The following is a 14,225-nucleotide window of genomic DNA, read 5'->3' on the forward strand; positions in this document are numbered from 1 at the left end:
AGATGCCATTCATCGATACGTCGGGGCGCAACCCCTCGCTGAGCAGCTACGTGCTGCGCGGTGCGGCCTTCCTCGCCATCTTGGCGCTGCTCTTCACCGTGCTGGCGCTGCGGTACGAGGGCAAGTTCGACAAGGTCGTGCCGGTCACCGCCAAACTCAAGGACGTCGGAGACGGCCTGGTCAGCGCCGCGGACGTGCGCTACAACGGCTTCATCGTCGGCCAGGTCAAGGGCGTCACGCCGGTCGACGGGGACTCCGGCGAGGACCTGCGCCTGGTGAAGATCAACCTCGACCCCAAGCAGGCAGCCGGGATCCCCGGCAACGTCAAGGCGCGCACCGTGCCGTCGAACCTGTTCGGCGTGAACTCGGTGGAGCTCACCCCGCCGTCGGACACCCAGACCGTCCAGGCGATCAAGGCCGACGCCACGATCGACGAGGACACGTCGAAGGAGACGTTGGCGCTGCAGGACGCGCAGAACCAGCTGCGCGACATCATGCGGTCGGTCCCGCCCGAGCAGCTGGCCTCGGTGCTGGGCTCGATCGCCGACGCGATGCGCGGCGGCGGCACGACCTTCGCCATGTTCTCCGAGTCGCTGCGCGAGTACTTCGAGCAGCTCAACGCCCTGTTCCCGACGGGCGCCCCGCCGGGATTCGACGACTTCAACCGGACGGTCGCGGGCCTGTCCAAGTCGGCTCCCCAGCTGCTGGACGCGCTCGGCAAGAGTGTGGTGCCGGCCGCGACCGTCGCCGAGAACCAGAACAACATCGCCGCGATGCTGTCGGCGGCGCAGGGCGTCACCGATGAGGCACAGGCCCTGTTCGCGGCCAACGGCGACGTCGGCAAGACCCTCGTCAGCGACCTGAGCCAGGTCGTCGGTGCGGCGGTCCTCGAGCCGCGCGCGCTGCCGGACGCGGTCGTCGCGCTCAACCGCCTGGCGGCACGCGTGCAGACGGTGTTCACCGGCGCCAACGGCCACGCGCGCCTGAACCTGGGCATCAGCTTCAGCGCCTTCGTGCGCTACACGCGCCAGAACTGCCCGGTGTACAACGGCGGCAAGTACGGCCAGCTGCGCGGCCCCGGCTGTGTGGGCCCGGGCACCGGCACCGGCCCGACGAGCTCGGGTCCGCTGGCCATCTACCCGCCGAGCATGCGGCGCATGGCCGCCGCGGGTTCGGTGACCACCGGCACCGACATCGCCACGCTGCGCGCCATGCTGGGCCGCGACCCGTCGCCGGCCGAGATCCTCATGCTCGGCCCGCTGGTCGACTCGGTCGGCCCCAAGCCCGGTCGCAAGCCGGGCCAGGCCAAGCCGAGCGGTTTGCTGCAGCCGGGCGACAAGCCCGCCCGCGGCGACCGCCCCGGCAAGCCCTCGACCCGCAAGCCGGGTACCCGTAACCAGCAAGGATCGGAAGGAGGACGATGAGCATCCGCAAGCCGCTGATCGGCTTCTCCCTGTTCGCGGTCTTCGCACTGCTGCTGACCTACACCATCTGGTCGACGTTGCAGCGGTCCGGACCCACCCGCACCAACTCCTACAGCGCCGTGTTCCACGACGCCTCCGGGCTGGCCGACGGTGACGACGTCCGCATGGCCGGCGTCCGCGTCGGTCGCGTCAGCAAGGTCAAGTTGGACGACGGTCAGGCCCGTGTCGATTTCACCGTCGACCGCAACCAGCCGATCTACGCCGCCACCAAGGCTGCAATCCGGTACCAGAACCTGATCGGCCAGCGGTACATCCAGTTGAGCCTCGTGGACGGCCAGCCGCGCACGCTGCTGCCGTCGGGACAGACGCTGCGGCAGGAGTCGGAGGACTCCTTCGACGTCACCCGCCTGCTGGCCGGGTTCCAGCCGCTCTTCGACACCCTGACCTCCGAGCAGATCAACAGCCTCTCGAGCGGCCTGATCTCGGTGTTCCAGGGCGACAAGGTGTCGCTGACCAGCACCACCCGTCAGATCTCCGACCTGGCCAACGACATGGCCGACCGCGACCAGGTGATCGGTTCGATCGTCGCGCACCTGTCCGGCGTGATGAGCGACCTGGCCAAGCAGGGCGGCCAGATGTCGGACCTCACCAAGGGTCTGGGCGATCTGATCGCGAGCCTGAACTCCAATTCGGCCGCGTTCGGCAAGGTGGTCAGCCAGGTCGGGCAGACCGCCGCCGGCTTCGGCGACATCCTGGCCAAGGGCAACGACTCGCTCGTGTCGGCGGGCCAGGATGCGACACTCGCGACGAACCGGCTGATCCAACTCGGTTCGAAGCTGGATCGCGCCGCCGTCGAGCTGCCGGTCTTCCTCGGCCACTTCCCGATGGTCATGGGCCAGGGAGCCCACCTGAACATCTACGCCTGTGATCTCGACATCACGTTCGGCGACGTCCTGCTTCCGCCGGGAATCTTGAACAAACTCGGTGGAACCGCCCACTCGGAGGCATGCCGATGAGCTTCAAGTCCAGGTATCGCGAGAAGCCGCAACTGTTCACCGGCCTCATCGGCGCTCTCGCGCTGGTGCTGGCCCTGGTCGCGGTCTTCGTGGTCGCCGGCGCGCACATCGGCAAGAAGTCCGTCGACGGCGACTTCGAGCAGGCGGGCGGCATCCGGTCGGGGGACAAGGTCCGCGTGGCCGGCATCGACGTCGGCGAGGTCACCGGCACCAAGCTGGTGCCCGTCAACGGCGACACCCCCGCGCACGTCAACGTCTCGATGAAGGTCGACAAGGACGTCGACATCAAGTCGAACGGCTCCGCCGAGATCAAGATGTCCACGCTGCTCGGGCAGCGGTACGTCGACATCTCGCTGGGGGACACCGGGGACAAGCTGAAGGACGGCCACTTCGCCCTCGGCTTCACCCGCGTGCCCTACGACCTGCAGAAGACCATCGAGGCGGGCACGCCGATCCTGGCGGGCGTCGACCCCGACGACCTGTCGTCGAGCCTGACCGACCTGAACAAGCAGCTCTCCGGCACCCCGGCGCTGGCCCGGCCGACCATCGACGGCCTGGCCCGCATGTCGGAGGTGATCACCAGCCGCAAGGACCAGATCAACCAGCTGATCAAGGACACCAAGCAGGTGACCTCGATCGTCGACGACAACCAGGTCCAGCTGGCCACGATCATCGGCCAGGGCCAACAGCTCGCCAACAAGATCGTGACGCGCGAGGCCCTGGTCACCCGCCTGCTGGACGGCATCGCGACGTTGACGCGCGAGGCCCAGGCGATCGGCGAGCAGAACGCCGGACAGCTGGCGCCGATGCTGGCGAACATCCAGACCATCTCGCAGGGCCTGGAGAAGAACCGCGCGAATCTGCGCAAGATGCTGGAGATCCTCCCGATCACGGCGCGCGCGACGGTCAACATCACCGGTGACGGTCCCTACGCGAACGGCTATCTGCCGTGGGGCCTGTTCCCGGACAACTGGCTGTGCACGGCCCGGGTGGTGGACGGATGCTGACGATGAAGGCAAAGACCAACGGCGGCGCCAAGTGGCGCCGGTCGACCGCCGGTGCGGCACTGGTGCTCGCCGCGGCGCTGGGCACCACGTCGTGCTCGATGATGCCCAAGGGCCTGCAGACGACGTTCGGGCAGGCCTACGAGCTGACCGCGTACTTCGACAGCGTCGCCGGTCTGTACCACGGCAACGACGTCGCGGTGCTGGGCATGCCGGTCGGTCGGATCACCAAGATCGAGCCGGAGGGCAAGCGCGTCAAGGTGCGCTTCACGGTGGACAAGGGCATCGCGATCCCGAAGGACGCGACCGCCGCCATCGTGAACACGTCCATCGTCACGACCCGCCACATCGAGCTCTCCCCGGCGTACTCCGAGGGCGAGAAGCTCAAGGGCGGCGACACGGTGAAGAACACCAAGGCGCCGGTCGAGATCGCCGAGCTGTTCGACTCGGTCGACAAGCTGATGAACGCCTTCGGCGGCGACAGCAAGGGCTCGGGCCCGCTGTCGGAGTTCCTCGGACTCGCCGACGGCATCACCGCCGACAACGGCCAGCGCTTCGCCGAGGCCGTCACGCAGATGAGCAAGGCCGGCAAGCTGGCCTCCGACAACGGTGACTCCCTGGTCCAGTTGATCAAGATGATCAACGAGCTGTCGACGAAGCTGGTCTCGAACTACCCGAAGATGCGCAAGTTCTCCAGCTCGGTGACCGACGTGGCCGCCACCCTCGACCGCCAGTCCCCGGGTCTGGTGGCCGCGATGGGCGACCTCAACCAGATGCTCCGCAACACCACCGAGATGCTGGCGAACAACTCGGGGAACATCAGCGTTTCGACCGCCAAGCTCGCGGCACTCGCGGAGAACCTCGGCGACTACTCGCGCCAGGTCGTGGAGACGGTCGACCTCGGCCCGCTGCTGTTCCAGAACCTGTCGAACTCGATCTCCGAGGAGCAGGGCGCCTGGCGCGCCCAGGTGTTCCTGGACAAGTCGCTGGTCGACAACCAGATGCTCAGCCGCTTCTGCGAGGCGATCAACCTCCAGAAGAACGGCTGCCGCACCGGTCAGCTGAAGGATTTCGGTCCCGACCTCGGTATCTTCTCGGCGATCCTGGAGCTCATGAAATGACCCCGCGTAAATCCGTGCGTGCCGCGGCGATCGTCGGTGTGACCGCCACGTTGGCCCTGTCCGGCTGCAGTCGGCTGCCCGGCCTCACCGTCGAGCAGATCCCGCTGCCGGTGCCCGGCGGCATCGGCGACTCGATCAAGGTCAAGACGACCTTCGACAATGCGCTGAACCTGCCGGCCCGCGCCAAGGTCCGGCTCTACGGCACCGATGTCGGCATGGTGACGAACATCGAGGCGAAGGACTACCACGCCATCGTGACGATGGCCGTCGCCAAGAACGCCAAGCTGCCGGTCAACACCGGTGCCGAGCTCCGTCAGGCCACCCCGCTGGGCGACGTGTTCATCGCCCTGCAGCCGCCGACCTCCGGTGCCGGTGCCCAGGTCGCCGACGGCGGCGAGCTCAGCGGCAAGACGAGTGCGGCCGCCACGGTCGAGGACCTGCTCGTGACCGCCGCGGCGACCGTCGACGGCGGCTCGCTCGGCTCGCTGCAGACGATCGTCACCGAGCTGGCGGCGGCCGTCGGCACCACCCCGCAGGACCACGACGACCTCGCCGGTGTGATCCGTGGCTTCACCACGGCCATCACGCGGCTCAACGTCAATGCGGCGCAGGTCGACAAGTCGATGCAGCTGACCGACGGGCTCACCGCGCAGATCGCCGCGGGCCGCCCGCAGATCCAGGCCGCGATCGCCAAGTTGCCCGCCGCGGTGAACGCGGTGAACTCGCAGATGTCGATGATCCTGTCGACGGTGGAGAAGACCAACCGCGTCACCGCCGCGACGAACGACTTCCTCGGCACGACCAAGGGCGAGACCCTCGACCTGCTGAACTCGCTGTCGACCGCGCTGTCGGGGCTCAACGAGGCGACCAACACCGTCGGTCCGCTCGTGGACAACCTGCACCTGCTGCTGCCGAAGTGGGCCAAGACGACCAAGACGTCGGCGGCCACCGTCGGCACGCGCGTCTACTACCTGACGCCGGGCACCGGCTTCGACGCCGCGTCGCGCTTCCCGGAGCTGAAGGACCTCGACGAGGGCACCGCCGCGCTGCAGCAGACGCTGACGCGCATCATCGCCCAGCTGACCGCGACGAAGGGGTGCTGCGGATGATCGACACGCTCAAGAAGCACAAGATCCTGGCCGGCAACATCGCCCTGGTCCTGGTGATGCTCGTCGGTCTGGCCTACCTGTCGTTCGGTTCGCTGCGCTGGCGCCCGTTCGCCGACACGTATTCGCTGAACGTGCAGTTCCCGACCTCGGGCGGCCTGCAGAAGACCTCCGACGTCAATCTGCGCGGTGCGCGGATCGGCGACATCGAGGACATCCAGGTCAAGCCCGACATGGTCGAGGTCCGCGTCAAGGTCAAGAACGGCGTGAAGATCAACCACAACGCGATCGTGCGCGCCAGCGGACTGTCCGCCGCCGGTGAGCAGTTCGTGGACTTCCTGCCGGCGACGACCGACGGACCGTACTTCAAGAACGGCGACACCATCCGGGCGTCGCAGACGTCGGTGGCGGTGCCGTTCCCGAAGATGCTGGAGACGACCCTGGACGTGGTCGACCAGGTCGACCCACAGAAGTTGGCCTCGACCTTCGAGCAGCTCGACATCGGCCTCAGCAACCGCCAGAACAACGACCTGCGCCTGCTGCTGGACTCGGCCGGCACCATCTTCACCGACCTGTACAAGGTGCTGCCGCAAACGCAGAACCTGATCGACAACGCCGGTGCGATCTTGAACACCACCAGCGGCATCCAGCCCGACCTGCAGCGGTTGGTCAGCGGCGGCAGCTCGGTGATCAACGCGGCGATGGCCTCCGACAAGGAGCTGCGCACGCTGCTCGGCGACGGGCCCGCCCAGGTCAGCAGCCTGACCGGTTCGTTGAACGAGATCCGTGACCCGGTCACCGACGTGCTCAAGCAGTTCCGCGAGGTGGCGCGTCAGGGCGCCATCCGGGCACCGGCGATCGCCGCGCTGCTCCCCGCGGTGCGTGACGGCTCGGCCAAGTCGATGGCGATGTTCCACCACGGCGCGTGGTGGGCGATGGCGTCGCTCTACCCGCGGCCGTCGTGCAACTACCCGGTCACGCCGTCGCGCCCGACGCAGTTGCTCGAGCTGACGATTCCGTACAACCTGTACTGCGTCACCGAGGATCCGAACCAGCAGATCCGCGGTGCGGCCAACGCCCCGCGGCCCGAGGGGGACGACACCGCCGGGCCACCGCCGAATTTCGATCCCAACGCGCGGACCGTCCCGCTGGACCGATAGCGTGACCCAGTCGACCCGTCCCGCTCGCGCGGGGCGGGGTCGGCGTGATGACCGAAGACCAGAAGAAGGACGCATGGCGAAGTCTGCCCCCCGCAACGACGATTCCGACCGTGAGGACACCGACGCCGTCGAGACCGGCGACGAGAACCTCGCGACGGTGAAGCGCAAGCCCCGCACGCGGGCCGCGTCCGGCACCGCCCGCAAGACCCCGGCCAAGAAGGCGGCGCCGAAGACGGCCACCGCTGCCGCCAAGACCGCCGACGCAAAGGCGGACACCTCGAAGGCGGACACGGCGAAGGCGGGGGAGGACGCCGCAGTCGAGACGGACACCGAGAAGTCGGCGAAGACGTCGGGCAAGCGGGAGATCTCGCTGACCTTCGACCCGCGCACGATCGCGATCGCCGCCGGCGCCGCCATTCTGGTGGCGCTGCTCGCCCTGGGGGCGTGGCAGTGGCACAGCGCGCGCCAGCAGGTCCGCACGTTCAACGACGTCCAGTCCGCCGCCTCCCGGTTCGTCACCGCGATGGTGACCGTCAGCAATGCCGACGAGGCGGCCAAGGCCAAGGAGATCCTGGGTCCGCTGTCGACCGGCAAGCTCCGTGAGACGCTGAGCCAGCAGCGCGACAAGCACACCCAGCAGACCAAGCAGCTCGACGTGAAGGCGACGTCGAAGATCGAGCACGCCGGGGTCGAGAAGATCTCCGGCGACACCAGCTCGGCGCTCGTCATCGCCAGCATCGAGGCCAGCGGCGCCATGGCACCGGCCAAGTCGACCAACCGCGTCGTGATGCGCCTGGACATGCAGCACGAGGGCGGCAAGTGGCTCGTCTCGAAGGCCGACCTGGTGGGTTCGGCGGTCATCAGTCCCGAGGGTGCCGGCGGTCAGCAGGGTGCACTGCCGCCGGGGATGCCCGGTGGCGGCGGCCAGGGGTCCCCCTCCGGCGGCAACTGAGGCGCTATCTGCGTTCCAGCACGACGACGGGGTGGCGGTCGTCGATCAGGTCGGCGATCACCACCGTTCCGCTGAACCGGCGGCTGCCGGCACGGTCGTGCCAGGACCCGGCGGGCAACTCGAGGTAGGTCGATTCTTTCGGTTCCCCGGCGAAGCTGTAGGTGTGCCGGGCGCAGGCCACGATGACCGTCGGCACCTGGTCCCGCCCCTCGGCGCGGCCGAAGGCGAGGATGCGCTCGGCCGCCTCGCCGGTCGCGGCCAGCGGCACATAGGTGCTGCCGGGGCCGAATGAGCGGGGGTGGCGCCGTCGCACCGCGAGTGCGTCGATGATCGCCTGCGTCTTGGGATGGTCCAGGCTGCGGCGGTAGTCGACGGGGCGGCGGTTGTCCGGGTCGACGAGCGAGTCGGTCCACCACTGCGAACCCTGATAGAGATCGCCGACGCCCGGACACAGCAGGCTGACGACCTTGCGGGCAGTCGCGTCGGCCCGCCAGGCGTCGAAGGTGGACTGCACCAACTCCATCATCGGCGCGTTCACCCCGTCGCCGGTGACCGTGTCCACCCAGTCGGTCACGCTCGTCTCGAACCCGACGTCGGGGTCCTCCCACGACGACAGGACTCCGGCCTCGCGGACCGCCTTCACCGCGTAGGCGCGCATCCGCTCGCGCCACTGCTCGTCGGGCTGGACCGGGCCCGTGTCGTCGACCGGCCAGGACCCGAACAGGTTCTGCAGCAGGAACATGCCGGTGGCCCGGTCCGGCGGTGGTGCCGTGCGACCGAGCTGGGTGGCCACCAGCGACCAGCGCTGGGGCACCTGGGACAGGAGGCTGATGCGCGCCCGCACGTCCTCGCTGCGCTTGGTGTCGTGGGTGGTCATGGTGGTCATCGTCAACGGGGTGTCGTGGGCGCGGCGGGTGTTCACGGCGTGGAAGTGCGCCAGCTCGGGCAGTCCGAGCCAGGCCTGGCCGCCGAGCTCGTTGAGCGACACCAGGCGGGGGTTGCGGTAGAAGAGGATGTTCTCCACGGCGCTGGTGTACACCGCCGCGCACAGCTGACCGAGCTGGGCCGCGGCCGCGGGGGTCGACTCGAGGGCGCGTGCGACGTCGGGGACGAGCTCGCGCAGGACGGGGTGGCTCTCGGCCACGACGTCGGCGATCTCGCCGATCAACCCGGGGTGTTCCTGCTGGTCGGGGCGGGTGACGGGCATGAGCACGATCATTTCGGCCGTGACCGCGCAGAGCTCGTCGATCGTCGGGGCGTCGACCCCGGCGATCCGGGCGAGGGTGACGGCCAGCCGGGCGTGTTCGGCGGCGTAGCGCGTGCCGAGCACCTCGCGCCGGAGGTTCTGCTGCTCGAGCATCGTCCAGGTCCCGTCGCCGGGGATTCCGGTGGAGAACTCGCTCAGCTCGGTGAGTTCGCGCAGCCCGGCGGCCGACGTGAAGGGGGTGCCGACGACGGTCAGCTGGTCGTATCCGGTGGTGCCCTGCACGGGGTAGGTCGCGTTGAGGTGCTCGAGGGCCCCGAGTGTCTTCTCCACGTAGATCAGCCGGTCGGGGCCGAGGTCCTCGCGCAGTCGGCGCAGGTACTCGTCGGGGTAGGCGAAGCCGTCGAGGTGGTCGACCCGGACCCCGTCCACGAGGTCGTCGGCGATCAGGTCGCGCAGCCACCCGTGCGTGGCCTCGTAGACCTCCGGGATCTCCACGCGCAGCGCGGCCAGGTCCGTGACATCGGTGAAGCGGCGATACCCGTACCGGCCGCTCGCATGCGGCACGAGCCGATAGTGCTGTCGCGCCGCGACGTCGCGCGGCTCGTCACCGGGGCCCACCGTGCCCGGGGCGGTGGGCAGCACGCGGTCGTGGTAGACGAGTCGTCCGGCGTCGTCGAGTCGGACGGCCGCCATCCCGTCGGCGCCGAGGATCGGCAGGTCGATGGTGCCGTCGGGCGACGGCAGGAGGTCGAACCAGGACGCGTACTCCGAGTCCAGCCCGTGCATCAGCACGTCCGACCACCAGGGGTTGGCCGCGGGGTCGGCGATGCCGACGTGCTGCGGGACGATGTCGAGGATGAGGCCGAGTTTGCGCCGCGCCGCCGCCTCGCGCAGTTCGACCAGGCCCTCCCGACCACCGAGTGCCGGGTTGATCCGCGCGGGCGGCGACCAGTCGTAGCCGTGTGTCGATCCCGGCATCGCGGCCAGGACGGGGGAGAGGTACAGGTGGCTGACGCCCAGCGCAGCGATGGGTTTGAGCGCCTTGCGCAGGTCGGAGAACCCGAAGTCAGGACTTAGCTGGACGCGATAGGTCGCAACGGGCGCAACGTGTTTCGCCACGCTGGCAACCTTACCGGTCAGGGGTTGCCGATCCAGGCGATCTGCGCGGTGAGTTGGCGGCCCAACTCATCGGTCAGGCTGCGCACGTAGGTGGCCGACAGGTGGTGGTAGTCCTTGTACACGACGATGTTGCCGATAATCGCCGGGCAGAAGTCCGCGGTGCACACGCCGTTGGTCATGTCGATGCGGTGGAACAGGTCCTTGTGCTTCTCGGCGTAGGGGATCGCGGGGTCGGTCGGCGACAGCGCCGACGCTCGACGCGTGCCGCAGCTCTCGGCATCCCCGCCGGCGGCCAGACACTCGGGGGTCAGGAAGCCCTCGCCGCGCTTGTCCCGCGGCCACGGGGTGTCCCGGACACCGATGACGGGCAGGCCGGCGTCCATGAAGTCCTCGAAGATCGGCTTGTAGGCGTCGGGCATCCAGTCGCCGGGCTGGTGGTCGCGCGGTCGGGTGGTGTTGGTCATCACCGCGTCGAGGCGGCCCGCCTCCTTCTCGGCGATGATCTTGCGGACCACCCGCTGGCTCCAGTCGTAGCACTCCGGATACGGGTTGTCGGTGCCGGACTTCTTGGGCACTCGCTCGGTGGTCAGCGCACAACCCATCTTGAGGTAGGTCGTGACCTTGAAGTGGTAGCGCTTGCCGAGGATGTTCATCGCGGTGATCCAGAACTCCGCGTGCGAGCCGCCGGCCAGCGCGATGGTGCGCGTGGCGGTCGTGTCCCCGTAGACGCCGACGTGGATGTCGTTGTCCAGGAAGTTCGACATGAAGCCGTCTTTACTGGTCTCCGGGTAGTCGAACTCGGCGACGTTCGGTGCCGGGCGCGGCGGCTTGTCCGGGACCGGCCACCCGTTGAGCAGGGCGCGCGCGCCCGGGTAGTCGTGCGGGTTCAGGGTCGTCGTGTCGACGCGCTGGGACATGACGTACCAGGTCCACGCCCTGGTGCCGGCGCCCACGGCGACCATGCCGACCAGCAGCACGGCGATCACCGATGCGGCGTAGGACGGGCGTCGGCGGCCGCTCCGGTGGGCGTCGACGTGCTCGGGTGCGGATTTGCGCAGCGGTTCGGGGGCGCGGGAGTAGCGGACCGGGTCCTCGACGTAGCGCTTGCACAGCCAGGCGAGCGCGACCGAGAGGAGCAGGATCGCCGAGCCCTCGAAGAAGTTCGCATGGTCCTTGTCGCGCCAGACCAGGTAGAAGATCAGCAGCGGCCAGTGGATCAGGTAGAGCGCGTAGGCGATGTTGCCCAGCCAGATGCCCTGCGGGCGGGCCAGGAGCTGTGACACCTCGGGCTGCGCCGGTGCCTTTCCGTCGGGCCCGGGCGCGGACAGGGCCGTCGCGCCCACCCAGATGAGGGCCACCGTCGCACCGACCGGCACGAGGGCCAGCGGACCGGGGTACTGGCCGACGCCGTTGATCCACCAGCCGCAGGTCAGGATCAGCAGCAGGGCGATGACGCCGACGGCGTTGCGGATCCAGGTCGGCACGAACCGCTTGGGCATCCAGATGGCCAGCAGGCCGCCCGCGAGCGGCTCCCAGATGCGGGCGAAGGTGTCGTAGTAGTTGAACGGTTGGTCGACGCCGTGGCGCATGTTCGCCCAGTAGAACGACATCGACGCCAGGCCGAGGACGAGGATGCCGACGATCGACCGCACGGCCCGCTCGGTGCCGAAGCGGGCGAGGGGCTTGGCGGCGAGCTTGAGCAGGACCGTCGCCAGCAGCGCCAGGAGCAGCACCCCGACGAAGAATTGGCCCTGCACCGACATCGACCAGATGTGCTGCATCGGGCTGTTCGCGGCGCTGGCGGCGAGGTAGTCGCGGGAGTTCTCGGCCAGGAACCAGTTCTGGTAGTACAGCGCCGAGGCGATGATCTGCTTGCCGATGTCGATCCACCGGCTCTGCGAGATGACCAGGACGGTGAGGATCGCGATGGCGATCAGGACCGTGTACAGCGCCGGCAGCAGGCGCTTGAGGAGCCGCTTGAGGCGGGGCCACGGGTTCGCCGCGTCGCGGAAGGACATGGTCGGCGACTGGGCGGCCTGGGCGTGGCGCAGCAGGGACCCGATGAAGAAGTAGCCGGACAGGGCCAGGAACACGTCGACGCCGCCGGAGACGCGACCGAACCACACGTGGAAACACGCCACCAGCAGGATGGCCACGCCGCGCAGACCGTCGAGGTCGTTGCGGTAGGCGGGCGCCGACGAGGGGGCGCCGGAGGCGGTGGCGGACTTGCCGCTGCGGCTACTGCTGAGCGTGCCGCGGGGCTTGCTTCGCGGCTTGCTGGCGGGCCTGTTTCGGGGGGCGGTCATCGGTGAGCGAAGATACCACGGCCGACCTGAGAGAAAGCTCAGGCCAGGGCGTTTGCGGCGCCGTTTTGTCGGGTATCGGAGGTATCGGCCGAACGCGGCGGGCCACCGACGATTTGCCGGGCGCCGGCGAGCACGATCGCGAGTGCGTCGTCGAATTCGGCGTCGAAATCGCGGTCGCCAGGATCGATCACCTGCAGCCGGGTCATCTGCCGTCGGGTCTGTTCCTCGAGGGTCAGTCCGATCACCAATTGGGCGAGCGCGGTGACCAGGCCGCGCTGCTCGCGCTCGTCGAGCCCCCCGGCGCGGGCCGCCTCGGTGAGATGGCCGAGCACCGTCATCGACGACAAGCCGCTGGACCACGACGACGACACGAGTTCGGCACTGTCGGGCACCGCGCACAGGCTGGCGCGCATCGCCCGGGCGAGGATCTGCAGGCGCTCGTCCCACGGCAGGTCGTCGGCGGGCGGGGCGACCGCGGCCAGGATGTCGTCGCCGAGGGCGGCGAGCAGCGTCTGCTTGTTCGGGTAGTGCCAGTAGAGGGCGTTGGGGGAGACGCCGAGTTCGGTCGCCAGGCGCCGCATCGACAGGTCGGCCAGGCTGTGTCGGCACAGGATGTCGCGCGCCGCGTCCAGCACGTCGTCCCGGTTGATCGCCACGGCACCACGGTAGCGGGCGTGTGATCGGCGCCTCCCACCGGCCCTGTACGGTGTACAGGACCGCTGACCGGCACCAGCGCCGCGCCCGAAGGAGGAGTCATGGCCGCACCGTCGTCGCCGACCTCCCTCGCGCAGGCCGACGCCGAGTACGTCTGGCACCCCTACGGGGCGTTGCCGGCGGCGGTCCCCGCGCTGCTGGTCCACTCCGCCGACGGCGTGCACCTGGAGACCGAGGCCGGGCGCCTCGTCGACGGGATGAGCTCGTGGTGGGCCGCGATCCACGGCTACCGGCACCCGGTGCTCGACGCCGCGGCCGCCGACCAATTGCGGGCGATGAGCCACGTCATGTTCGGCGGGCTGACGCACCGGCCCGCCGTCGAGCTGGCCACCCGGCTGGTCGAGATCACCCCCGACGGCCTCGACCGCGTCTTCTTCAGCGACTCGGGATCGGTGTCGGTCGAAGTCGCCGTCAAGATGGCCCTGCAGTACTGGCGATCGGCGGGCCGAGCCGGCAAGACCAGGCTGCTCACCTGGCGGGGCGGCTACCACGGCGACACGTTCACCCCGATGAGCGTGTGCGACCCGGAGGGCGGCATGCACGCCCTGTGGACCGACGTGCTGGCGGACCAGGTCTTCGTCCCGGCGCCGCCGCGCGAGTTCGACGAGGCCTACGCGCGGCGCCTGCGGGAGGCGATCGCCGAGCACGCCGACGAGTTGGCGGCGGTGATCGTCGAACCGGTCGTGCAGGGGGCCGGTGGCATGCGATTCCACGACCCGGAATACCTGCGGGTGTTGCGCAGTGCCTGCGACGACAACGGGGTCCTGTTGATCTTCGACGAGATCGCCACCGGCTTCGGCCGGACCGGCGAGTTGTTCGCCGCCGACCACGCCGCCGTCGCGCCGGACATCATGTGCCTCGGCAAGGCGCTGACCGGCGGATACCTGACCCTCGCGGCGACGCTGTGCACCGCCCACATCGCGGCCGTCATCAGCGCCGGGGAGGCCGGCGGCCTCGCGCACGGGCCCACGTTCATGGCCAACCCGCTGGCCTGCGCGATCGCCCTCGCCTCGACGAACCTCCTGCTCGACGGCCCGTGGCGCCGGCGGGTCGCCGCCATCGGCGACGGCCTGCGCGACGGGCTGGCGCCGCTGGA

General features: G+C 69.3%; 11 protein-coding genes. 8 read left to right on the top strand and 3 right to left on the bottom strand.

The features are described 5' to 3' along the window. Positions 1-2 precede the first annotated feature (2 nt). From QM634_RS10790 to QM634_RS10820, 7 genes are all read left to right on the top strand, one after another. Entirely contained in the window at positions 3-1,424 is a 1,422-nt protein-coding gene (locus tag QM634_RS10790) for an MlaD family protein (protein ID WP_415042784.1), read from the top strand. Continuing rightward, positions 1,406-2,440 (top strand): MlaD family protein, encoded by a 1,035-nt coding sequence (locus QM634_RS10795; protein ID WP_415042795.1) that lies wholly within the window; start codon positions 1,406-1,408, stop codon positions 2,438-2,440. Before QM634_RS10790 ends, QM634_RS10795 begins: the two co-directional genes overlap by 19 nt. After that, complete coding sequence (locus tag QM634_RS10800) at positions 2,431-3,447, top strand: MCE family protein (RefSeq protein WP_415042785.1); 1,017 nt, start codon at positions 2,431-2,433, stop codon at positions 3,445-3,447. The genes QM634_RS10795 and QM634_RS10800 overlap by 10 nt, the downstream gene beginning before the upstream one ends. Beyond that, the gene (locus QM634_RS10805) at positions 3,441-4,565 is read left to right on the top strand and encodes an MlaD family protein (protein WP_415042786.1); all 1,125 of its coding nucleotides are present in this window, start codon (positions 3,441-3,443) and stop codon (positions 4,563-4,565) included. Before QM634_RS10800 ends, QM634_RS10805 begins: the two co-directional genes overlap by 7 nt. After that, complete coding sequence (locus tag QM634_RS10810; RefSeq protein WP_415042787.1) at positions 4,562-5,674, top strand: MlaD family protein; 1,113 nt, start codon at positions 4,562-4,564, stop codon at positions 5,672-5,674. The genes QM634_RS10805 and QM634_RS10810 overlap by 4 nt, the downstream gene beginning before the upstream one ends. After that, positions 5,671-6,831: an MlaD family protein gene (locus tag QM634_RS10815; protein WP_415042788.1), complete on the top strand. Its 1,161-nt coding sequence runs from the start codon at positions 5,671-5,673 to the stop codon at positions 6,829-6,831. Before QM634_RS10810 ends, QM634_RS10815 begins: the two co-directional genes overlap by 4 nt. Positions 6,832-6,904: 73 nt before the next feature. Beyond that, positions 6,905-7,783, top strand: a complete 879-nt coding sequence (locus QM634_RS10820) for a hypothetical protein (RefSeq protein ID WP_415042789.1) — start codon at positions 6,905-6,907, stop codon at positions 7,781-7,783. A 4-nt stretch (positions 7,784-7,787) separates the two neighbouring features. Here QM634_RS10820 and treY read toward each other — a convergent pair whose 3' ends face one another. The 3 genes from treY to QM634_RS10835 are packed head-to-tail and all read right to left on the bottom strand — an operon-like array spanning position 7,788 to position 13,071. After that, positions 7,788-10,109, bottom strand: coding sequence for a malto-oligosyltrehalose synthase (gene treY / locus QM634_RS10825; RefSeq protein ID WP_415042790.1), 2,322 nt, complete (start codon positions 10,107-10,109; stop codon positions 7,788-7,790). A gap of 17 nt (positions 10,110-10,126) precedes the next feature. Continuing rightward, positions 10,127-12,415, bottom strand: coding sequence for an acyltransferase family protein (locus QM634_RS10830; protein ID WP_415042791.1), 2,289 nt, complete (start codon positions 12,413-12,415; stop codon positions 10,127-10,129). Positions 12,416-12,453: 38 nt separating this feature from the next. Then, positions 12,454-13,071: a TetR/AcrR family transcriptional regulator gene (locus tag QM634_RS10835; RefSeq protein ID WP_415042792.1), complete on the bottom strand. Its 618-nt coding sequence runs from the start codon at positions 13,069-13,071 to the stop codon at positions 12,454-12,456. Positions 13,072-13,170: 99 nt separating this feature from the next. On the opposite strand from QM634_RS10835, the gene QM634_RS10840 reads away from it, so the two are divergent. Next, on the top strand, positions 13,171-14,225 hold a 1,055-nt coding region (locus QM634_RS10840), incomplete at its 3' end, for an adenosylmethionine--8-amino-7-oxononanoate transaminase (RefSeq protein WP_415042793.1).

The organism is Gordonia sp. (in: high G+C Gram-positive bacteria), from assembly GCF_047606305.1.
In the GTDB taxonomy this organism is placed as follows: Bacteria; Actinomycetota; Actinomycetes; order Mycobacteriales; family Mycobacteriaceae; genus Gordonia.

Bases quoted from the DNA above. Each gene is read 5' to 3' on its own strand.
- QM634_RS10790 (WP_415042784.1), top strand. From the start codon at position 3: ATGCCATTCATCGATACGTCGGGGCGCAACCCCTCGCTGAGCAGCTAC.
- QM634_RS10800 (WP_415042785.1), top strand. From the start codon at position 2,431: ATGCCGATGAGCTTCAAGTCCAGGTATCGCGAGAAGCCGCAACTGTTC.
- QM634_RS10805 (WP_415042786.1), top strand. From the start codon at position 3,441: ATGCTGACGATGAAGGCAAAGACCAACGGCGGCGCCAAGTGGCGCCGG.
- QM634_RS10810 (WP_415042787.1), top strand. From the start codon at position 4,562: ATGACCCCGCGTAAATCCGTGCGTGCCGCGGCGATCGTCGGTGTGACC.
- QM634_RS10815 (WP_415042788.1), top strand. From the start codon at position 5,671: ATGATCGACACGCTCAAGAAGCACAAGATCCTGGCCGGCAACATCGCC.
- QM634_RS10820 (WP_415042789.1), top strand. From the start codon at position 6,905: ATGGCGAAGTCTGCCCCCCGCAACGACGATTCCGACCGTGAGGACACC.
- QM634_RS10830 (WP_415042791.1), bottom strand. From the start codon at position 12,415: ATGACCGCCCCCCGAAACAGGCCCGCCAGCAAGCCGCGAAGCAAGCCC.